Genomic DNA, 20,061 nt, shown 5'->3' with positions numbered 1-20,061 from the left:
TTTCGAAAAGCCCGATATCGCGCCTCAGATGCGAGCTGATTGGGCGGAAGGCGGCATCCCGCCGCCGGAAAAGTTTGAAATGGAAGCACATGGGTCGTCTCTTTCGTTGTTGATGACCCACCTTTCCCCTGCGCCCGTTCCCCGGCGCGTTTTCGAGGCGTTACAAACGCGTCAAAACGCACGGCAGCCAGTTTTAAAGCTTTACCGGCGCGCGCCTGCGGGCGCACAAATCGTCAGTGACGTAACGGCTTTGCCCTTGGTACGGAGGTCCGGCAATGCAGAACTCGGCGACAGACGACACCGGGCCGGCACCCGTGATCCGGCATGTCCGGGCAAGCGACAGGGATGCGGTTCTGGACATCCTGAACGCGCATCATGTGAACCTTGGCACCCAGCGGTTGCCGTTCCATTCCGACACCGAGGTCGCCGCCCGCATCGCCGACGCGCCCGGTCGGGTGAAGCTTGTCGCCGAAATCGAGGGCGCGGTTGCCGGCTATGCCGAGCTAGAGACATGGCCCGACAAACCGCGCCTGCGCCACGGGGCAGAGATCGACATGATCGCGACGCATCCAGATTTTCGCGGGCACGGTGTGGGCCGCGCGCTGATGGCGGCGCTGGTCGATATGTCCGACCGCTGGCTGCAACTGACCCGGCTGCAACTGTACGTCTGGGACGGCAACGACGCCGCGATCCGGCTGTACGAACGGTTCGGCTTCGTGGTCGAGGGGCGTCTGCGCCGGTTCGTGTTCGTCGACGGCACCTATCGCGACGCGCTGATCATGGCCCGGCTGACCGACCCGATTCAGCCGCCCTCCTCCGCGTGATATGTCTGCGACCATGCGAGAGTTCAGGATCAACCTTTTCGGCGTCTTCGAGGCCCGCGTTCACGACGCGCCGGTCCGGATGCCGACGCGCCGCGTCGAACTGATCCTGGCGCTTCTTGCGCTGTCGCCGGAAAAGGCGATCAGCCGGTCCTACCTTGCCGCGCTGCTGTGGCCGGGACAGGAAGAGGCTCAGGCGCGGGCGTCGCTTCGGCAAGCTTTGTTCCGGCTGCGCGGCGCGCTTGGCGCGGATCACGCGCAAGCCATCGAGACCACCGCAGGCTGGGTCAAGCTTCGGCGCGACGCGGTCGTGCTGGATGCGGATGCGCTTGATGCAGCGCACGACCCGCAGACCGAGATCCCAAGCGGCCTGCCGCTGGACGGGCTTTCGGGCTTCGAACCCGAGATCGAGGACCTGATCGACACCGCCCGCGCGGATCTGCGCCGCCGCCTGTGCGACTGGCACGAGGCTGCGGCGGCGACCGCATTGGCAGAGCGGCGGTTCGTCGATCTCGAAGGGCACGCGCGGGCGCGCCTTGCGGTCGAGCCCTACGACGAGGCGGCGCTGCGCGACCTGATGACGGCGCTCTGGCGGCAAGGTCGGCGCAACGCGGCGCTTGCCGCCTTTCGCCAGATCAGCCAGCGCATTCGCGACGATCTTTCCGTGTCGGTGGAAGACGAGACCACCGCGCTGTACCGCGACATCCGTGCCGCGCGCGACAAGGACCCCGCCGCACCCCCGTCGGTGCAGGAAACCGGACCCGACGCCAGCACGGCCAAGACGGATGCCGATGGCGCGGAAGACACGCCCCCCGCGTCCGATGGCCCGCCCGATGGCCCAGACGTCACCCACCTGCGCAATCTTGCGGTGATCCATGTCGGGTCCGAACGGCTGCGCGTGGCCCTGCGCGACCCCGACCCGGAAAACGCCGAGGCAGGCAGCCAGAAGGCCATTCGCGACATCGAGATCGCTGTCGAACGCGAGGGCGGCAAGATCATCGGCCGCGCCGGTCACCAATTGTCGGCCGTCTTCGGCGCGCATCGTCCCGACGAAAGCCCCGCCCTGTCCGCCGCGCTGGCCGGGTTCGAGATCGCCCGGCAGGACTGCGCAGTCGGCATCAACGCCGGAACCGGGCTGGTCGGGCCGCAATCGTCGACCTATCCGCTGGCGCATGTGGCGCAGTCCCTTGCCGCCGAGGCGCCGCCCGGCGAGGTCCGCGTGGCCCCGGTGGTCGAGGCAGCCTGCCGGGGGGCCTTCGTGTTCTCGAAGATCGCACCCGCGTCGGACCCCGAGGACGCACCGGCGTGGCGGCTAGAGCGCGAAACATCGGCGCGAAGCGGGTTCGACATTCGCGTGGCGCGGGGCCTTAGCCGGTTCGGAGGCCGGACGGGCCAGCTTTCGGCGCTGGCCGAGGTCGCGGCCCATCCCGGCCCGCGCGTCGCGGCGATCACCGGGGAGGCCGGGATCGGCAAATCCCGCCTCTCCCACGAATTCATCCGGCAATATGAGCCTGCCACGCTGATGCGGGTCCAGTTCGGGCGCGGCGAGGCGGGCGGCGGTATCGCGTGTTTCGGCGACATGGCGCGGGCGCTGCTGCGCCTCGACCCCGACCCCTCGGCCAAGGCGTTGCACGCGGTTCTGAACGAAACGCTGAACGACCCGGCCATCGCCGAACCGCTTGCGCCGCCCATCGCCGGCCTGCTGGGCATCACCGGCCCCGCGCGGTCATGGCTAGACCTTCCGCCCGTTCGCCGGATTCAAACTCTTGCCGATGCCCTGCTGACGGTCATGGCGGCGCTTTGCGACCGCAAAAGCGTGCTGCTGATCGAAGACACCCACTGGGCGGACGAGGATGCCAAGCTGCTGGTCGAGCGTCTGATTTTGTCGCTGGGGGCCGAGGGCCCGATGGTGATCGTCACCCGCAGACCCGGCAAGGCCGAAAGCTGGCTTGGACACGAAACGGTCCGAAGCCTTCCCCTGCGCCCGCTTGACCGCGCCGAGGCCGAGGCGCTGCTGGACGGGCTGGCCCTGTCCGTCAGCGTCCGGGACGCGATCCTCGACCGCAGCGACGGGGTGCCGCTGTTCCTCGAGGAACTGTCGCACGCCGCCGCGGCGGCGCCGGACCTGCTCGACGCGCCCGTGTCGTCCTCCGGGTCCGACCCGGCGGGCGTTGGCATCCCGATCGCGCTGCGCGGTGTCCTGTCCTACCGCATAGACGCGCTGCACGCCCCGGCGCGTCAGACCCTCGACGCGGCCGCCGTGCTTGGCGCGGCGCCAACCGACGACCTGCTGTCCCGCCTTTGCGGCCTGCGTCCCGAAGCCTATGACGTCGCGCTGTCCACGCTGGCCGATGCCGACCTGCTGTATCGCATCCGGACCTTTCCGCAGCGGTCCTATGCGTTCAAACACGCGCTGGTGCTGGACGCCGCCTACCAGGGCATTCCGGCCAGCCGCCGCACCGCGCTTCATGCGGACGTCGTGCGCCTGCGCGATGACATCGGCAAGGCGTCCGGGCTGGATGACGCCGTGCTGGCGCGCCACGCGCTTCACGGCAACCTGCCTCAGCTTGCGCTGGATCTTGCGATGCGGGCCGCGAAGGACGCCGCCGCGCGGTCGGCCTATGCGCTTGCAAACCGGATGACCGACGTCGCCCTTCAGGCCATTGAGCGACTTCCGACCAGCGACCGGATGCTGCGCGAAGAGGCAGGCATCCTGTCGTGGCGGCGGGCCTTGCTTTGGCCGCTTGGCCAGAAGTCGCGCACCATCGAGGGCCTGCAACGAGCCGAGGCAATCGCGCGGCAGCTTGGCGACGACCGCAAGCTGGCCGAGGCCTGCATTCACCGGGCCTATATCCACACGGACGACGGCAAACCGGAAACCGGTCTGGAGTATTCCCGCAAGGCCGAGGTTGCGGCGTCTCGCGTCGGCGACGCACGGCTTGTCGCCGAGGCCACCCTTGCCCGGTGCCAGACCTACGCGCTGCACGGTCGGATGCGGGCGGCGCTTGAGGCGATCCGCGACCATGAAACGGCGTGGGATCAGCGGCGGCATGTGCAGGACGGGCTGCTGGTGACGCGGCATGTCATGCTGAAGTTCCACCTTGGCCGCGCCCATGCGGCGCTGGGGTCCGGCGACACCGCGTGGCGAGAGATACGCATGGGCGCCGAAACGGCGACTCAGACCAAGCGGCCGGTCGACCGCTATATCGCGATGCGGGGGCTTGCCGATATCTGCGTCTTCGCGGGCGAACCCGAGAAGGCGATGCAGGCCTATGCCGCCGCGCGGGACATCGGACTGCGGGCGGACACACCCGCCTATGCCGCGTGGGCCGCGGCGGATCTGGCCGAACTGAAGCTGACGTCGGGCGCGTTCGAGGAAGGGCTTGAAGAGCTGCGGGGCTTTCTGGCCCATGCCGACGAGTCCCTTTTGCACATCGCCCAGATCAAGGCACGGGCGGCTGTGGCCTGCGCGGTTCGGGATAACGACGGAACCTTGACGCCGCACCTGCCCGACGTGCTGCACGAGGCCGAGGCGGCCGATATGCCCCTCATCCGCATCAAGGTGCTTCGCGAGATGGCCGCCCGTCTGAAAGACCGCGACCCCGCCGAGGCCGCCGCCCTGACCGGGTCGGCGGACCGCATTCTGGCAGAGGAAGGCTATGCACCCGCGCGGCTTCCGGCGAATGCCGACGTGGCTGACCTGATCCGAATGCTGGCGGCGGACGAATGACGCAGATCGACCACGTCTTCCTGTTCCCCCACGACCTTGCCGGGGTGAAGACCCTCCTTGAAGCCAAGGGTCTGGCCCCATCGTTCCGGCGCGCCCATCCCGGACAGGGCACGGCGAATGTCTGCTACTGCTTCGAGAACACCTATCTCGAACTTCTCTGGGTCGACGACGCCACGGCGCAGCAGCATCCCGGCGTTGCCCGGACCGGGCTGATCCAGCGCGGCACGGGCGGTGCATCCGCCTGCCCCATCGGCATCGCTTGGCGCGACGCACAGGACGCGGCGCTGGATGCCGAAACATGGGACTACCACGCGCCCTTCCTGCCTGCGGGCATGTCCATTGCCGTCGCCACCGAAAGCGACGACCCGACACATCCGTTCGTGTTCCGCTCACCGGGGACAAGCGCGCCGTCCGAGTGGACCGACGGACGCGCCGGACGTCTGCAACGCGCCGCAGGGCTTGGCGCGGTCGAACGGATCGTTCTCGGGTGTCCTTCGGGGTTTCGACCCGGCCTGGCGCTGACCTTGCTGGCGCAAGACACCATCCTTTGCACCAAGGATGCGCCGCGGTGGTCGCTGACCTTTGAGATCACGCGGACTTCGGGCGCAAAGCCACTGCGCCTCACCGTTTCGTAGCCCCGGCTTTCCGCGCGTTTTACGCGCCCAGCGGCGGCAGAACCGGCCCGATAACAACGCTTGCCCTTGGCACTTAGCCTGACAGCAGCGCGACGTCCTCGGGCGCGATCTGGACCCCGACGCGGTCGCCGACCGCGACGGCCTGCCCGGGATGGATGCGCGCGACCAGATCGCCATTGCCCAGCCGGACCCGGCATTCCACGCATTCGCCCAGAAACACCGTTTCAACCACCTCGCCCGTCGGCGCGGGTTCGGGCGTCCCTGCCCCGTCGCTTAGCAGCCGGACGTTCTCGGGGCGCAGGGCGATTGTCACGTCTTCGCCCGGTTCGGCGTCGGAGGCGGCCGTGAACCGAAGCTGGCCCCATTCCGAGTCCAGAACCCCGACGCCGGACCCGTTGACCTGCGACCGGACCGTGCCGTCCGCGAAATTGCACTGGCCGATGAAGCTGGCCACGAAGCGCGAGTTCGGACGCTGGTAGATCTCGACCGGCGGCGCCTCTTGCACGATCTCGCCGTCGCGCATGACGGCGACCCGGTCCGCCATCGTCAACGCCTCGGTCTGGTCGTGCGTGACGTACAGCGCGGTCATGCCAAGCCGTTTCACGAGGTTGCGCAGTTCCAGTCGCGTCTCGGCCCGCAGCTTCGCGTCAAGGTTCGACAGCGGTTCGTCGAACAGAACGACCGAGGCTTCGCGTACGATGGCCCGCGCCAACGCAAGCCGCTGTTGCTGGCCACCGCTGAGAAACGGGGCCGGCCGGCTTTCGTAGCCCGACAGCTGCACCAGTTCCAGCGCCCGCCGCACCCGATCCTCGATCACGTTTTCCGCGATCTTCGGGCGCACCTCGCGCAGCGGAAAGGCGACGTTCTCGAACACGGTCAGGTGTGGCCAGATCGCGTAGGACTGAAACACCATGCCGATGTCGCGCTTGTGCGTGGGCACGGTCAGCCCGCGGTCGGTGTCGTGCACCACCGCGTTGCCGATGGTGATGCGGCCGCCGGTCGGACGCTCTAGCCCGGCAAGACAGCGCAAGGTCGTGGTCTTGCCGCACCCGCTGGGACCAAGCAGCGTGTAGAATTCACCAGCCGCGACGTTGACCGTCACCCCGCGCACGGCATGAACCGTCCCTTTGTCCGAATTGAACCGGACGTGCAGATCGTCGATCGAAATCATACCCCACCTGCCCGCTGACCGCTGAAACCGAACAGGCGCAATCCCAGCGCCAGCGCGAACATGAATGACATGAGCATGATACCGATGGCTCCTACCGAGCTGATGTTTCCGTTGTCCCACAGCGACCAGATCATCACGCCCAGCACCTCGTTGCTGCCGCCCTGCGACAGGATAAGCGGCAGGCTGATGAAGCGGACGCTCAGCATGGCGACGTAGATCCAGATGCCCACCAGCGTCGGCATCAGAAGCGGGCCGAAGATCCGCAGCGCGATGCGCCAAGGCGCGGCGCCGGACAGCTTGGCGGCGTCTTCGAGATCGGGGTGGACCTGAATCATCGCGACGCTCATCGCCCGCACCGCGTAGGACAGGAAAAGGATCGTGAAGCCGATCACCAGCACATAGATCGACCCGAATGTGCTGGCGCCGGTCCACTGGTCGAACTGCATGAACAGCCAGAACAGCGACAGGCCCAGCACGATGCCCGGGATCGAGTGCGGCAGGAAGCTGAGCATGTCCAGCGCGTACCGCCCGGCGAACCGGGTGCGCACGATGATATAGGCGATGACGAACGAAACGATGGTCACGGTCGTGGCCGTCAACAGCGTGACGTAGATGGTGTTGAACAGGGTTCTGGCCACGCGCGGCTGGTTGAACACCGTGACGTAGTTCTTGAACGTGAAGGCCTTGATCGCCTCCCAGCTGGGCGGGCGCAGGTAGTTCAGCAGCGACACGTACAGCAAGACCAGAAACGGCAGCACGATGGTGGCGAACAGGAACAGCAGCGCCAGCGCCAGCGCGGGCTTGCGCCAGCGTCCAAGCCGCACCTGCCGTGGGGTGTATCCCTTGCCGGTGATGATCGAATACCGCTCGGAATGCCGCACCAGCCGCAGGTAGAAGAACGAGATGACAAGCGCGATGGCAAGGTAGAACACAGCCGCCGCGTTCGCCTGACCGAAGGCGGGGATGGTCCCGATGTTATCGATCAGGTTGAACACCCGGGTCGAGAAGACATGCAGGTTCACCGGCATTCCAAGCACGCCTGGCACCTCGAAATTCTCGATGGCGGTGATCGCCTGAAAGATGCTGATCGCAAGCACGCCCGGCAGCAGCAGCGCCAGCGTCACCCGCTTGGCCGTCCGCGCGGGGCTGGCCCCGCTGGCGGCTGCGGCTTCCTCTAGCGAGGGGTCCATGCTGCGCATCAGGGGAACCAGCATCAGGAAGGCGACCGGCACCAGCCGCAGCCCTTCGGCAAAGATCAGGCCGCCCAGCGTGTAGATGTCGAACAAAGGTTCGCGCGTGCCGGTCATGTCCATCCACGCCCGGTTGACGAAGCCCGACCGGGGGCTCAGTAGCAGCACCCACGCAATCGCGTGCAGGATGCCCGGCACCGCGATGCCAAGCGGGACGCCGGCGTAGATCCACGTCTTTCCCGGCATGTCCGACCGCTCGACCAGCCACGCCAGCACGGCGGCGGTCGTGATGCCGAAGATCGTGGCGCCGGTGACGTAGATCGCCGTGTTCCAGATCACCCGGTCGATGCGCTGCTCGACCCACACGGCGTAGAAATTGTCGAAGCCCAGCGCGTCGAGCGAGAATTCGTTCGGCAGGCGCGACAGGCTGAAGGCCCCGGCAACCAACGAGAAGATCGGCGCGATCACCATCGCCCCGACAATGATCAGCACGGCCCATGGAAAGAGCCGCGCGATGATGTTCCGCCCCGCTTTCGCGTCCTGCTCTGGGGCCGACAGGGGGTCGTTTATCGTGGTGTTGGCCATGCCCGTCTCCGTCCGTGATGTCCGGGCCCCCAGGGGCCCGAACAGGTGTCTCCGCCCGGTTGGCCCCTACTCGGGTCCGCCCGCGGCGGCCCAGATCGGGCGCCAGACGTCATACAGCTTGGGCAGTTCGGTCATCATGCCGTCCAGCGTCCGCAGCGCGATGTCCTTGCCGGCGAACTCGTCGGCCAGAAGCGCGGCCCCGGCGACCTGCAGATCCTTGTGCACCGGCCCGTCGCCACCGGCGGCAAGGCGGACAAGCTGGCCCTCTTGGCTGAGGATCCAGTTGATGAACACCTTCGAGGAGTAATGCGTCGGAGAATCCCGGAACATCCCGATCAGGTTGAAGTACTGCGGCACGGGTTCGGGACAGTGCCAGCCAACCGGCGCGCCGGTCTGCATGATCTCCCATGTTTCGTCGTTCGGGGTCGGCAGGCCGACGTCGAACTCTCCGACCAGCGGCAGGTTGATCATGCCGCCGACGCCCTCGGCCCGAAGCTGCGGCTTGAGCGTGTTGAAGAAGGCCGGCAGAAACTCGTCCGCCATCCGTTCTGGTCCATAGTCGGGATGGGTCCACAGGTTCAGCGTCCAAAGCTGCGCCCGGTTCGCCGCGCCGATCCGCCCGTCCTTCAGCGGCGAGTCCTCTGACACCATGTCCCACCACGTCGCGGGCAGTTCATCCTCGGTGACGTTGTCCTTGTTGTAGATCAGGCACCACGTGGTGTTCTGCATCCCCGCGAAGGTCCCGTCCGCCGCGCGCCGGTCTTCCGGCACCCCGTCCCATGCCGGCAGGTCGTCCAGTACTGCCAGCGCGTCGGCCTCGATGTAGTCGGGCAGGCTTCCCTCGAAGCTGACGACGATGTGGCGCACAAGCGAGCCCGATTTGTAGGCCAGCAACGGCTGCACGGCGCGGGCCGCGCCCGAGGTCTCGGTCGCGACGATCTCGATCTCGGGATAGCGCGCGTTGAAGACCGGCAGCCACTTGGCCACATGTTCGGACGAGTCGTTGGTGCTGAAGTCGATCGGCCCCTCGGCGGCGGCCTTTTCCAGCCAGTCCGCCGGGATGTCCAACTCGCCGGACGTGGCGCCGTCGGCTTGCTCGATCAGGGTTTCGCTGATGTCGTTCTCTGTCAGGAACGTGCGTGCCTCGTCTGTCATCTGGGCAGAGGCCGCTGCCGTCATCGCCAAAAGCGCGACGGCGGAACAGGCGATCCGCCGATGTGTCGGTGTCGTCTTCATTCTGGTTCTCCTCCCATTTTTCGGTGCCAGGCGGGCGAGTGCCCCCCTGATTTGTCACCGCCTCCCCGACAGCGACCCTTCGGCGCCTCCACACCGGATGGGTCACTGCGTTTCCACACGGCACCGCGACACAGGCGCCGCTACAGCGCGATCTCCGCTGCGCCGTACAGGTCCTGTTCCGTCACGATGTTTCGCATCTCACCCAGCCCGGTGCCGCGTGTGACGACCACATCCCCGGCTTGCAGGAAGACCTGCGGCGTCCGGGCATTGCCGACGCCCGCAGGCGTGCCGGTCAGCACGACGTCCCCCGCGTTCAGCGTCATGCCGAAGGACAGTTCTGCAATCAGCGTCGGGATGTCGAAAGCCATCTGGGCGGTCACGGCGGATTGCATGACCTCGCCGTTCAATTCGCACTCGATCCGCACGCTTCCGAGGTCATCGATCTCGTCCGGCGTGACAAGGAACGGCCCCAGCGGCGTGCTGTCGTCGGGGCTTTTGCCACGCATCCACTGCCCGCCGTGCCGTCGCTGGATGTCACGCTGCGATATGTCGTTGGCCAGGCAATAGCCGAAGATATGCGCGTGGGCGCGGTGGGCCGGGATCGACCGGCCGGGCGTGCCGATCACCAGCGCCAGTTCGCATTCATAGTCCCACTTCTTCGAGCAGCGGGGATCCCACGCGATGGGATCGTCCGGCCCGATGATCGCGTTCGGCGACTTCGTGAAAAACGTCGGCGCGGTGGGGCGGTCGACCTCTTGCCCGTCCCTGCGGCCCTTGCCCTCTTCGAAGTGGTCCCAATAGTTCCAGCCCGTGCACAAGACGTCCCGCTTGAACCGGGTGATCGGAGGCGCAAGATCGGCGCCGTTGACCGGCACGCGGGTTCTGCCCGCCTTTGACACCGCAGCGGACGCAGCGCCAAGCCCGTCGGCCCCGGCCTCTATCAAGGCTGTCAGGTCGGCGAAAAGGTCGCCGATCAGGACGATATCCTCACCATCCACAACGCCGGGCACCACCGCGCCAGCCGTCCGCACGCTTGCAAATCGCATCTTTCCTCCCGTGGGGAGGATTATGATTCCTTCCCCGAGGTCAAAGCGTGATCTACAAAAGCGGTTCAAGTCAATAAATAATCGATCATTCTGTGACAGTCGGATTTTAGTGGTTTATCTTCACGGCCTTGCCGTTTAAATCGATTGTAGGGGAACCGTTTTGTTTGGACATGGCGTATGCGCGAACAGCAAGTGATGGCAGGATCCGAAGGCAAGACGACCCGCTCTAGTGCGATCTACGGCGACCTTCGAACCGCCATTCTCAACGGCTCGCTCACGCCAAGCGAAAAGCTCAACGTCCGGGAACTCAGCAAACGGTTCGACACCGGCCTTAGCCCGATCCGCGAGGCTCTGAACCGGCTGGCCACCGAAGGTCTTGCCCAGCACGCCGACAACCGCGGGTTCATCGTCTCTCCGGTCAGCCTGCCGGAATTGATGGACCTGACGCAGGCGCGGTGCTGGATGAACGAACTTGGCATCCGCCGGTCGATCGAGCTTGGCGGCGCCGACTGGGAAGAGTCGGTGCTTGTCAGCCTTCATCGCCTGACGCGGACACCCCGGGCGCCGAAGGACGGGCGCACCGGAACCGACCCCGCGTGGAACTTGGCGCACAAGGCGTTCCACCAAGCGCTCGTCTCTGCGTGCGGGTCGGACTGGCTGATCGAAACCTGCGGGCAACTGTTCGATTCCGCCGAACGATACCGAAGCCTTGCGTCGCTGGCCGGAGCCTCCCGCACCGACCCGCGCGACGAGCACCAGGAAATCCTGACCGCAGCCCTTGATCGCGACGCAGAAACGGCCGCGAAACTAATCACCGCGCATTTCCAGCGCACATCAGAGCTTGTTCAGACGGTGGTGAAAGGGGCCCAGCCTTGACCGAAGACACACGCGCCACCCTCGGGATCGTCGTCTGCAGCACCCGTCCCGGTCGGGTCGGTAAGGCGGTTGCGGAATGGTTCCACGACGTCGCGGCCGACTACGACATGGTTACCGCGGTGCTGCTGGACCTTCAGGACTTCGCCCTGCCGCTTTACGACGAGGCCCGCCATTCCCGCTTTGGCGACTACGAACACGCGCATACAAAACGCTGGGCGAAGGCCATCGGCACCTGCGACGGCGTCGTGTTCGTCACGCCGGAATACAACCACGGCCCGCCGCCCTCTCTTGTGAACGCGCTGACCTATCTCGGGCCAGAGTGGGCCTGCAAACCTGCGGGGTTCGTCAGCTACGGCGGACGCTCTGGCGGCTTGCGCGCCGTGCAGGTGACCAAGCTGATCGTCAACGCCCTGAAGATGTTCCCATCGAAAACCGGAGTGGTCATCCCGTCGGTCAAGACCCACATCGCAGAGGGTCGTTTCGTGGCGACCGAGGAGCATCAGAAAGAAGCCGTCGGGTTCCTGAAGGAAATGGCGACATTGTCCGTGGGCCTAAGACCCTTGCGGCAGTAGGCGCAGCACGATGGCGCTTGATCCAAGGCATCTGCGGGTTCTGCTGGCGGTCGAAACGCAGGGCTCTTTCACCGCCGCCGCGGAACATCTGAACATGTCGCAGCCCTCTGTCTCGATTGCCATCGCGCAGCTAGAGGACTGGGCCGGAACCAAGGTGGCCCTGCGCGACCGCAAGGGGGCGTCGCTGACCCCGGCGGGGCAACTGCTGCTGCGGCGCGCGCGCGCCATCGAGAACATCCTGTCGGATGCACGGCAGGAACTGGCAGGCCACCGCGACCACGTCGAGGGGCCCCTGACCGTGGCGGGCACGCCCGGCGCATTGCTGGCCCTTCTGCCCCGCATCCTTGGACCGCTGCGCGCCGATGGCAGCCTGTTCCAGATCCGCGCGCAGGAAGTCCGCGACGAGGATATTCTTCCCTTGCTGCGCGACCGCACCGCCGACATCGCGCTGTGCACCGCCGGGCGCGAAGACCCGCCCGCCGACATCGAAGAAACCGTCGTCGCCGCAGAGCCGTTCCTGCTTCTGGCCTCGCCCGATCTGGATCTTCCGGCGGACGGGCTGACCATCTCCGATGCCGTGCGGCTGCCGTGGGTTCTGCCGCTGGCCGATGGGGCAACGCGAAAGCAGCTGGAAGCCGTCTTCCTGAGTTCCGGCGTTGCCCTGCCCCGCTGCACGGTCCGCTGCGACGCGCTTGCGACCATGAAGGAAATGGTCCGCACCGCAGGCTTCGTCGCGCTGCTGCCAGCCTCGGTCGCCGCGACAGAGATGGAGGCCGGTCTGATCCGTTCGGTGCCGCTGAAGGGCGCGCCGCCGCCGCGCCGTTTGGCGGTCTGGCGGCTGGCCGACGACAGCCCCATGCCGCTGGCCGAGAAGTTCATCGCCGCCGCGTGGGACACCCGTCAAGTTCCATAAATTCAAACTATGCTGTTCCGCATTATTATTATTTTACCAATGTAAGATCTGGCACCACACTCTGCTGACCGGTCCGCAAGAATGACCGGAAAGGGAGGATCCATGCATCGTTTCGACGCCGGCTGTGGCGAACAGCCAGCCGCTTTCTGGCGCCGTTTGCGCGCACCGCGCCGCGTTGGTCTGCCGCGCTGCAACACCGGATCGGGCGCCTTCGCATGACCGACGCCTGGGATGTCGCGATTGTCGGCTGCGGCCCCGTCGGCGCCTATGCCGCGAACCTGCTGGGGCGGGCCGGTCTTTCGACAATCGTGCTGGAACGAGACACCGCGCCCTACGCCCTGCCGCGCGCCGTCCATATCGACCACGAGATGATGCGCCTGCTGGCGGACGTCGATGCGCTTGCGCCGCTGGACGACCTGCTGTTTGCGGCGAACGGCCATCTTCACATCGGCGCGGACCACGGGATGATCCGCTATCTAAGCGCGGCGGGCCAACCGCGTCCCTACGGCTATGCGAACGACTATTTCTTTTACCAGCCAGAGCTGGAAGCCGTCCTGCGCAACAGCTTGAATCGCTTTAACAATGTGGCCCTGCGCTTGGGCGTCGAGGTCGAGGATCTAAGCCAGACCGCCGACGCGGTGACGCTGCGCCTGTCGGACGGAAGCGACCTTAGATGCCGGTGGGCGATCGGCACGGACGGGGCCCGAAGCACCGTGCGCAAGGCGCTTGGGGTGCAGTTGGACGATCTGGGGTTCGAGGAACCGTGGCTTGTGGTCGACGCAGAGGTCGACGGCCCCCTGTCCTTCCCGGACCTGACCGGCGTGCCGGACGGGGCCGACCTGCACCGCCTGTCGGTCATGATGTGCGACCCGGCCCGCCCCGCCACCATCGTTCCCGGGCGCGGCAATCACCGCCGCTGGGAGTTCATGCTGCTGCCGGGCGAACGCGACGCCGAGATGTCGCGGCCCGAGGTGGTGGCCGGCCTGCTGGCGCCTTGGGTGGGCAAGACGCCTCATACCGTGATCCGGGCGGCGACCTATCGGTTCCACGGGCTGATCGCGAAGGAGTGGCGCAAGGGCCGCGTCTTTCTGGCCGGGGATGCCGCCCACCAGACGCCACCGTTCTTCGGTCAGGGGATGTGCCACGGGATGCGCGACGTCGCCAACCTTGCGTGGAAACTGCAACTGGTCGTGCAGGACGGCGCAAGCGACCGGCTGCTGGACACCTACCAACAGGAACGCGACGCGCAGGTCCGGCACGTGATCGGCAAGGCCATCGAGGCGGGCAAGTACATCTGCATCCTCGATCCGGCCAAAGCCGCCGAACGGGACGAACGGGTCCGGTCCCAGACGGACATCCGGACCGCAGCCGAACTTATCGCGCCCATCGCGTCCGGCATCGTCAGCCCCGGTGCAGGCGAACGCTTCGTCAACCCGGCTGTCGATGCGGACGCAAAGCTGCTGGACGACGTCACCGGCGGCGGGTGGGTCCTGCTGCACGGCAGAGAGATCGCGCTTTCGTCCGACGCGGACGCGGTTCTGCACCGGCTTGGCGCACGTCGGTTCCGCATCGGAACGGATCTGGCCGATCCCGAGGGGCAGCTGCGCCAATGGCTGGATGACCGGGACGCAAGCGCGGTCCTGATCCGGCCGGATTTCTACACCGCCACGATGGCGGCGGACGGACCGGAACTGTCCGAGCGGATCGTCGCGATGGCGGGCGAAATGGCGCTTGTCCCAGCGGCGACCGAGACCTGACGAAGAACGGAGACAGACATGCGTTTCGCAACATTTTTCTATGAGGGACGGACCTCTTGGGGACGGGTGGATGGCGATGACATCCTCGACCTCGGCGGCCTTCCGGACGCCCCCGGCACGCTGAAGGACGCGGTGGCGCAGGATCGTCTGGACTTCGATGGCCCCGCCGCGCGCCTGCCCCGTCATACGGTCACGCTGCTGCCGGTCATTCCGGACCCGGGCAAGATCCTGTGTGTGGGGCACAACTATGAATCCCACCGCAAGGAAACCGGCCGCGCCAAGGTCTCGTATCCTTCGATCTTCACGCGGTTCGCGGACACGCTGATCGCGGACGGTGCGCCGCTTGTCATGCCCAAGGCCTCTGCCGACTTCGATTTCGAAGCGGAACTGGCCGTCGTCATCGGCAAAGGCGGCCGCAACATTCCAGAGACCGACGCGATGGCGCATGTGGCGGGCTACGCCTGCTTCAACGACGGCTCGCTGCGCGACTGGCAATGGCACACGACGCAGTTCACCCCGGGCAAGAACTTCCCCGGCACCGCGCCCTTCGGCCCCGAACTGGTGACGCCGGACGAGATTTCCGATCTCGACAGCGTGCTGGTGCAATCGATCCTGAACGGAGACGTCATGCAGGAAGCCCCCGTGGCCCACATGATTTTCCCGATCCCGGTGATCATCGCCTACGTCTCGCAATTCACGCCGTTGTCGCCCGGTGACGTGATCGCCACCGGCACCCCCGGCGGCGTCGGGGCCAAGCGCACGCCGCCGGTCTGGATGAAGCCCGGGGACGAGATCGAGATCCGCATCTCTGGCATCGGCAGCCTGAAAAACACCGTCAGGGCAGAGACATGAGCGCCTTCCCCATCATCGGCCTGCGCAGCGTCGAGCTGTCGGTCCCCGATCCGGCCCGCGCCGCAAAGTTCTACACCGATGTCTGGGGGCTGACGCTGGCGGACCAGCGGGACGACATGGTCTGGCTGCGCGCCACCGGCACCGATGCCTACGTGCTGCGCCTGACCAAGAGAGAGACGGCAGCGGTGTCGGTCACCTTCGCCGCCGCGCCCGACACGGAGCTTGGCGCACTTCGGGACCGGATGATCGCCGCCGGCGGCACGGCCGAGGGCGACATCGGCGCGGTGGATGACATCGGCGGTGGCACCGGTTTTGCGGTGCGCGATCCTGCGGGACGGCTGTACCGTGTGGTGCAAGGCACAGCCGACGCCGCCCCGCTGGACGGCGACAGCCAGCCCGACCGGCTGGCCCACGTCAACATCAACACGACGGACATCGACCGCGACATCGCCTTCTTCGAGCGGGGTCTGGGATTCCGCCTGACCGACCGGTCGGCCAAGATGGGCTTTCTGCGCACCAACGCCGACCACCATGCGGTCGTGCTTGCGATGGCCCCCGTCGATACGCTGAACCACATCGCGTTCAATCACCCGTCTTGGGAGGACGTGATGCGCGCCTCGGGCCGGATGTGCGACGCGGGTTTCCCAATCGGCTGGGGTCCCGGGCGGCACGGCCCCGGCGACAACGTCTTCGCCTATTTCGTCGATCCCGACGGCATCGTCATCGAGCATACCGCAGAGGTGCTGGAGGTCGACGACAGCTATCGCGTCGGCACGCCGGCAGACTGGGTCTGGCCCAAGGGACGCACCGACCAATGGGGCATCGCCCCGCCGAAACGCGACGACTGCGCCAAGGCGCAGCTGGCGATCCCCTTCGTGTAACGCATGGCGCAGCAACCGGCATACCGCACGATCCGCAGCGAAAGGGCACACCCCCGATGAGCACGCTTGTTCTTTACCACGGCACGACCAGCGTCTGTTCCCAGAAGGTGCGGCTGGCGCTGGAAGAAATCGGACTGGACTATGACAGCCGCCTGCTCGACCTGCAGAAGGGCGACCAGTTCGCGCCGGACTATGTGGCACTGAACCCCGAGGCAGTGGTGCCGACGCTGGTGGACGACGGGTTGGTCGTGGTGGAATCCAGCCTGATCCTGTCGTACCTCGACCGCGTCCATAACGGCGGCGCCCTGATGCCCGCCGCGCCGGACCGGGGCGTCGCCGCGCGGCACTGGCTGCTGCGCGGCCTTGCGATCCACGGCGCGATCAACACGCTCAGTTTCTCGACCGTCATGCGCGACAAGATGCTGGCGACGAAATCCCAAGACGAGATCGACGCCAGTCTGGCACGCATGCCGGACCCGGTCGCGCGCGCGAAACGGCGCGACCTGCTGGACCGGGGTCTGGCGTCCGTCCACGTCGATCAGGCGCTGCGGCACGTCGGCCTGTGGTTTGCCGACATGAACGCGGCGCTGCGCCAGACCGCCTGGATCTCGGGCGACGCCTTCGGGCTCTCGGACGTGGCGCTGCTGTCTTATCTCGACCGTTTGGACCGGCTGGGCTTCGACGGCCTCTGGGCCGACCGCCCGGCGATCGCGGGCTGGCTTGCCGCCATGAAGGCGCGGCCCAGCTACGCGCGGGCGATTGCGGACCTGATCCCGGACGGCGCCGCCACGGCGATGCGCACCGCCGGGCAAACGCACTGGCCCGAGCTGTCCGACCGATGGACGGCCCGCACCTGACTACACCAGCACATCATCAAGGGAGGAAACGATGAAACGACTGGCACTGACGATGGTCGCGATGGCGAGCTTCGGCGCCGCGACCGCCGAGGCCGAGACGCTGAAGGTCTCGACGTTCCTGCCGCCCAACCACGTCTGGAACCGCGCGATCGAGGCATGGGGGACCGAGATCGCCGACCTGAGCGGCGGCGAACTGGACCTTGAGATCTTCCCGGCCGGACAGCTTGGCCCGCCCCCGCGCCAATACGATCTTGTGCGCACCGGGGCCGCCGACCTTGCGGTGATCCTGCACAGCGCGACGCCCGGACGGTTCCCGATGACCGAGCTGGCGGGCCTGCCGCTGACCGTGCCCTCGGCTGGCAACGACAGTGCGATCACCTCGCGGCGGCTGACGGAACTGGCGCCGGACTATCTTGCGGGGGAACATCCCGACACCAAGATCCTGTGGATGGCGGTCACGCCGCCGCTGAAGATCCACCTGACCGACGCCGACCCGTCCGACCTGTCGGCCTTCGAGGGCAAGCGCATCCGCTATGCCGGATCGACGTGGCAGAAAATCATCGAGACGCTGGGCGGTTCGCCGGTGCCGGTGCCCCCGGCAGAGGCGGCGGACGCGATGAGCAAGGGCGTGGTCGACGGGGCCTGCTTCCCGTTCGAGGCGACCAAAGCCTTCGACCTTGCGCCGGTGACCAGCTATTCGCTTGAGCCCGGGTTGGCAGCGGCGCCCTTCGCGTTGGTCATGTCGCAGGCGACCTACGACGCCCTGTCGCCAGAGCTTCAGGCGATCATCGACGACACCACCGGGCCGGACCGGGCCGAGTGGTTCGGCAAGATGCTGGACGAGGGCGAGGCCGGCGGTCGCGCCTACATGGCCGAGGCAGGCGTGAACATCATCACGCTTGGCGCCGACCAGATCGACGACCTGAAGGCAGAGTTTGCCGGCATCGTGGACGAAGCCGTCGCGGCGGCCGCCGACTCTGGCGGCGATGCCGAGGCCTTCCTGTCGGCCTACACGGACTGAAACCGATCCGGCCCGCGCCTGCCGGGGCGGGCCGGATCCGAATGAACGAACGGGGGGACCATGAGCGTCGACAGACCAAGGCAAAGCCTGCCAAAGATCATGCTTTGGGTCGCCAGCGCCGCGCTGGTGGTGATGATGTCCGTCACCGTGCTTGACGTCATCCTGCGCTTTGCCTTTCGCATCCCGGTGCGCGGCGCCTACGACGTCGTCAGCTTCTCGCTGCTGATCATGGTGTTCTTCGGTCTTGCCCCCGTCATCGCCCGCGCCGGAGAGATCACCATCGACCTGATCGACTACATGGTATCGCCCCGCGTGCTGGTCCTGCTGGAAACACTGGCCACCTGTGCGGCGTTCGCAGTGTTCGTCTTTCTTGGCTGGTCGATGATCTCGCCCGCGCAGGACGCGTACAAATGGGGCGGGCATTCCCTGGAACTCGGGATGCCGGTCTGGTGGCTATGGGCGGTAGCCTTTGTCGGGCTGTCCGGCATCCTGTGGGTCTGCCTGCGCCGTCTGATTGCCGACATCGGTCGCCTGCGCACCGCCGCCACGCGGGGCCCCGCACCCGAACGGTCCCGCACATGACCCCCTTCGCACTTGGCCTTGGCGCCATCGGCGCCCTGTTCACCGCCCTGTTCCTGCGCCAGCCGGTCTGGGTGGCCCTCGCGGCGGTCGGCATCCTTGGCAACACGATCCTGAACAACCTTGCGGTGGCCCAACTGATCTCGGGCACCGCCATCTTCGACACCGCGTCGTCCTATAACCTGTCGGTCATCCCGCTGTTCATCCTGATGGGAGAGATCGCAAGCGGCTCGCGCATGTCGGCAGAGCTGTTCGGGGCGGCGCGGGTGCTGCTGTCCGGTGTCCGCGGCGGGCTGGCCATCGCGTCCATCGCCGCCTCGGGCGCATTCGGCGCCATCTGCGGATCGTCCGTCGCCACCGCAGCCAGCATGACCCGGATCGCGATGCCGGAAATGAGCCGCGCCGGATACGGGCGGGGCTATGCTGCCTCGTCCATCGCGGCGGGCGGGTCGCTGGGCATCCTGATCCCGCCCTCGATCATCCTTGTGATCTATGGCGGCGTTGCAGAGCTGTCGGTCGCGCGCCTGTTCGCCGCGTCGATGCTGCCGGGGCTTGTGCTGCTGGTGCTGTACATGGCCATCGCCTTCTGGCGCGCCCGCCGCAGCGGCGATGCGCCCGACCCCGTCCGCACCACGCTGTCGGACAAGCTGCGCGCCCTGCGCGAGCCGTGGCAGTTCATCCTGCTGTTCGTGGTGACCATCGGCGGGATCTATGCCGGTATCTTCAGCCCGAACGAGGCCGCGTCCGTCGGTGCCTTTGGCGCGATCCTTTTGGGGTTTCTCAAGCGCACGCTGACGGTCCCTGCACTGCTGCAAGCTCTGCAGACCGCCGTTCTGGTGTCGTGCGCGCTGTTCATGATCATCGTCGGCGCGACGATCTTTTCCAACTTCATCGTCCAGACACGCCTGCCCGACACGCTTTTGGCCTTGTCGCAGCAGGCCGAGCTTTCGGCCTTCACCATCATGGCGCTGATCGTCGCGATTTACATCGTGATGGGCTGCTTTCTGGAAGGCATCGGGATGATCCTGATCACGGTTCCCGTCTTCCTGCCCATCGTGACCGGGTTCGGCTTCGATCCGGTCTGGTTCGGCGTGTTGGTCGTGGTGCTGGTGGAACTGGGCCTGATCACCCCGCCGGTCGGGATGAACCTGTTCATCATCCGCGCGCAGGTGCCGGACCTGTCGATGCAGGCGCTTTACGCCGGCATCGCCCCGTTCCTGATCGCCCCTCTGGTCCTGATCGCCCTGCTCTTCGCGGCTCCGTCGCTGGCGCTATGGCTGCCCTCGGTCCTGTACTGACCGCCGCCCCCGGCGCCTTGGGGGCGCGACGGGGCACATCC

The 20,061-nt window shown here is 66.7% G+C and carries 17 protein-coding genes; 13 read left to right on the top strand and 4 right to left on the bottom strand.

Translation table 11 applies throughout. From position 1 onward, the window contains the following. Window positions 1-275 precede the first annotated feature (275 nt). From P1K30_RS16620 to P1K30_RS16610, 3 genes are read left to right on the top strand one after another with little or no spacing between them, the layout of a single operon-like run. Window positions 276-824 carry a GNAT family N-acetyltransferase gene (locus P1K30_RS16620; protein ID WP_275633882.1) on the top strand — a complete coding sequence of 183 codons (549 nt, stop codon included), beginning with the start codon at window positions 276-278 and terminating at the stop codon, window positions 822-824. Window positions 825-837: 13 nt separating this feature from the next. After that, a complete protein-coding gene (locus P1K30_RS16615; protein WP_275633881.1) occupies window positions 838-4,551 on the top strand; it encodes an ATP-binding protein in 3,714 nt (1,237 codons plus the stop codon). Continuing rightward, window positions 4,548-5,186 carry a VOC family protein gene (locus P1K30_RS16610; protein ID WP_275633880.1) on the top strand — a complete coding sequence of 213 codons (639 nt, stop codon included), beginning with the start codon at window positions 4,548-4,550 and terminating at the stop codon, window positions 5,184-5,186. Before P1K30_RS16615 ends, P1K30_RS16610 begins: the two co-directional genes overlap by 4 nt. A gap of 73 nt (window positions 5,187-5,259) precedes the next feature. Here the strand turns inward: P1K30_RS16610 and P1K30_RS16605 are convergent, their stop codons facing one another. The 4 genes from P1K30_RS16605 to P1K30_RS16590 form a co-directional block, all read right to left on the bottom strand. Continuing rightward, on the bottom strand, window positions 5,260-6,357 hold the full coding sequence (locus P1K30_RS16605) for an ABC transporter ATP-binding protein (RefSeq protein ID WP_275633879.1): 1,098 nt from the start codon (window positions 6,355-6,357) through the stop codon (window positions 5,260-5,262). Beyond that, a complete protein-coding gene (locus tag P1K30_RS16600; protein ID WP_275633878.1) occupies window positions 6,354-8,132 on the bottom strand; it encodes an ABC transporter permease in 1,779 nt (592 codons plus the stop codon). Before P1K30_RS16600 ends, P1K30_RS16605 begins: the two co-directional genes overlap by 4 nt. 66 nt (window positions 8,133-8,198) lie before the next feature. Beyond that, window positions 8,199-9,368 carry an extracellular solute-binding protein gene (locus P1K30_RS16595; RefSeq protein WP_275633877.1) on the bottom strand — a complete coding sequence of 390 codons (1,170 nt, stop codon included), beginning with the start codon at window positions 9,366-9,368 and terminating at the stop codon, window positions 8,199-8,201. 140 nt (window positions 9,369-9,508) lie between these two features. Further along, window positions 9,509-10,414: a fumarylacetoacetate hydrolase family protein gene (locus tag P1K30_RS16590; protein ID WP_275633876.1), complete on the bottom strand. Its 906-nt coding sequence runs from the start codon at window positions 10,412-10,414 to the stop codon at window positions 9,509-9,511. Between the two features lie 195 nt (window positions 10,415-10,609). On the opposite strand from P1K30_RS16590, the gene P1K30_RS16585 reads away from it, so the two are divergent. From P1K30_RS16585 to P1K30_RS16540, 10 genes are all read left to right on the top strand, one after another. Then, window positions 10,610-11,290, top strand: a complete 681-nt coding sequence (locus tag P1K30_RS16585) for a GntR family transcriptional regulator (protein ID WP_275633875.1) — start codon at window positions 10,610-10,612, stop codon at window positions 11,288-11,290. Then, window positions 11,287-11,862: an NADPH-dependent FMN reductase gene (locus tag P1K30_RS16580; RefSeq protein ID WP_275633874.1), complete on the top strand. Its 576-nt coding sequence runs from the start codon at window positions 11,287-11,289 to the stop codon at window positions 11,860-11,862. The genes P1K30_RS16585 and P1K30_RS16580 overlap by 4 nt, the downstream gene beginning before the upstream one ends. 10 nt (window positions 11,863-11,872) lie before the next feature. Continuing rightward, on the top strand, window positions 11,873-12,775 hold the full coding sequence (locus P1K30_RS16575) for a LysR family transcriptional regulator (protein ID WP_275633873.1): 903 nt from the start codon (window positions 11,873-11,875) through the stop codon (window positions 12,773-12,775). A 215-nt stretch (window positions 12,776-12,990) separates the two neighbouring features. Then, a complete protein-coding gene (locus tag P1K30_RS16570; protein WP_275633872.1) occupies window positions 12,991-14,532 on the top strand; it encodes a bifunctional 3-(3-hydroxy-phenyl)propionate/3-hydroxycinnamic acid hydroxylase in 1,542 nt (513 codons plus the stop codon). A gap of 18 nt (window positions 14,533-14,550) precedes the next feature. Continuing rightward, on the top strand, window positions 14,551-15,384 hold the full coding sequence (locus tag P1K30_RS16565; protein WP_275633871.1) for a fumarylacetoacetate hydrolase family protein: 834 nt from the start codon (window positions 14,551-14,553) through the stop codon (window positions 15,382-15,384). Then, entirely contained in the window at window positions 15,381-16,265 is an 885-nt protein-coding gene (locus P1K30_RS16560) for a VOC family protein (protein ID WP_275633870.1), read from the top strand. The genes P1K30_RS16565 and P1K30_RS16560 overlap by 4 nt, the downstream gene beginning before the upstream one ends. 56 nt (window positions 16,266-16,321) lie before the next feature. Beyond that, the gene (locus tag P1K30_RS16555) at window positions 16,322-17,122 is read left to right on the top strand and encodes a glutathione S-transferase family protein (RefSeq protein ID WP_275633869.1); all 801 of its coding nucleotides are present in this window, start codon (window positions 16,322-16,324) and stop codon (window positions 17,120-17,122) included. A 31-nt stretch (window positions 17,123-17,153) separates the two neighbouring features. After that, the gene (locus P1K30_RS16550; RefSeq protein WP_275633868.1) at window positions 17,154-18,143 is read left to right on the top strand and encodes a TRAP transporter substrate-binding protein; all 990 of its coding nucleotides are present in this window, start codon (window positions 17,154-17,156) and stop codon (window positions 18,141-18,143) included. Window positions 18,144-18,203: 60 nt separating this feature from the next. Then, window positions 18,204-18,725, top strand: coding sequence for a TRAP transporter small permease (locus tag P1K30_RS16545; RefSeq protein WP_275633867.1), 522 nt, complete (start codon window positions 18,204-18,206; stop codon window positions 18,723-18,725). Next, window positions 18,722-20,020 carry a TRAP transporter large permease gene (locus P1K30_RS16540; RefSeq protein WP_275633866.1) on the top strand — a complete coding sequence of 433 codons (1,299 nt, stop codon included), beginning with the start codon at window positions 18,722-18,724 and terminating at the stop codon, window positions 20,018-20,020. Before P1K30_RS16545 ends, P1K30_RS16540 begins: the two co-directional genes overlap by 4 nt. The last annotated feature ends 41 nt before the right edge of the window (window positions 20,021-20,061 follow it).

The sequence above is a fragment of the Psychromarinibacter halotolerans genome (assembly GCF_029168315.1).
GTDB lineage: Bacteria > Pseudomonadota > Alphaproteobacteria > Rhodobacterales > Rhodobacteraceae > Psychromarinibacter > Psychromarinibacter halotolerans.
Note: the sequence above shows the minus strand (reverse complement) of the source record. Positions and strands in the feature narration are given on the sequence as shown.

Coding starts and splice junctions, on each gene's coding strand:
- P1K30_RS16545 (WP_275633867.1), top strand. CDS start 18,204: ATGAGCGTCGACAGACCAAGGCAAAGCCTGCCAAAGATCATGCTTTGG.
- P1K30_RS16605 (WP_275633879.1), bottom strand. CDS start 6,357: ATGATTTCGATCGACGATCTGCACGTCCGGTTCAATTCGGACAAAGGG.
- P1K30_RS16565 (WP_275633871.1), top strand. CDS start 14,551: ATGCGTTTCGCAACATTTTTCTATGAGGGACGGACCTCTTGGGGACGG.
- P1K30_RS16540 (WP_275633866.1), top strand. CDS start 18,722: ATGACCCCCTTCGCACTTGGCCTTGGCGCCATCGGCGCCCTGTTCACC.
- P1K30_RS16620 (WP_275633882.1), top strand. CDS start 276: ATGCAGAACTCGGCGACAGACGACACCGGGCCGGCACCCGTGATCCGG.
- P1K30_RS16595 (WP_275633877.1), bottom strand. CDS start 9,368: ATGAAGACGACACCGACACATCGGCGGATCGCCTGTTCCGCCGTCGCG.
- P1K30_RS16615 (WP_275633881.1), top strand. CDS start 838: ATGCGAGAGTTCAGGATCAACCTTTTCGGCGTCTTCGAGGCCCGCGTT.
- P1K30_RS16550 (WP_275633868.1), top strand. CDS start 17,154: ATGAAACGACTGGCACTGACGATGGTCGCGATGGCGAGCTTCGGCGCC.
- P1K30_RS16575 (WP_275633873.1), top strand. CDS start 11,873: ATGGCGCTTGATCCAAGGCATCTGCGGGTTCTGCTGGCGGTCGAAACG.
- P1K30_RS16570 (WP_275633872.1), top strand. CDS start 12,991: ATGACCGACGCCTGGGATGTCGCGATTGTCGGCTGCGGCCCCGTCGGC.
- P1K30_RS16600 (WP_275633878.1), bottom strand. CDS start 8,132: ATGGCCAACACCACGATAAACGACCCCCTGTCGGCCCCAGAGCAGGAC.
- P1K30_RS16555 (WP_275633869.1), top strand. CDS start 16,322: ATGAGCACGCTTGTTCTTTACCACGGCACGACCAGCGTCTGTTCCCAG.
- P1K30_RS16590 (WP_275633876.1), bottom strand. CDS start 10,414: ATGCGATTTGCAAGCGTGCGGACGGCTGGCGCGGTGGTGCCCGGCGTT.
- P1K30_RS16585 (WP_275633875.1), top strand. CDS start 10,610: ATGGCAGGATCCGAAGGCAAGACGACCCGCTCTAGTGCGATCTACGGC.
- P1K30_RS16560 (WP_275633870.1), top strand. CDS start 15,381: ATGAGCGCCTTCCCCATCATCGGCCTGCGCAGCGTCGAGCTGTCGGTC.
- P1K30_RS16610 (WP_275633880.1), top strand. CDS start 4,548: ATGACGCAGATCGACCACGTCTTCCTGTTCCCCCACGACCTTGCCGGG.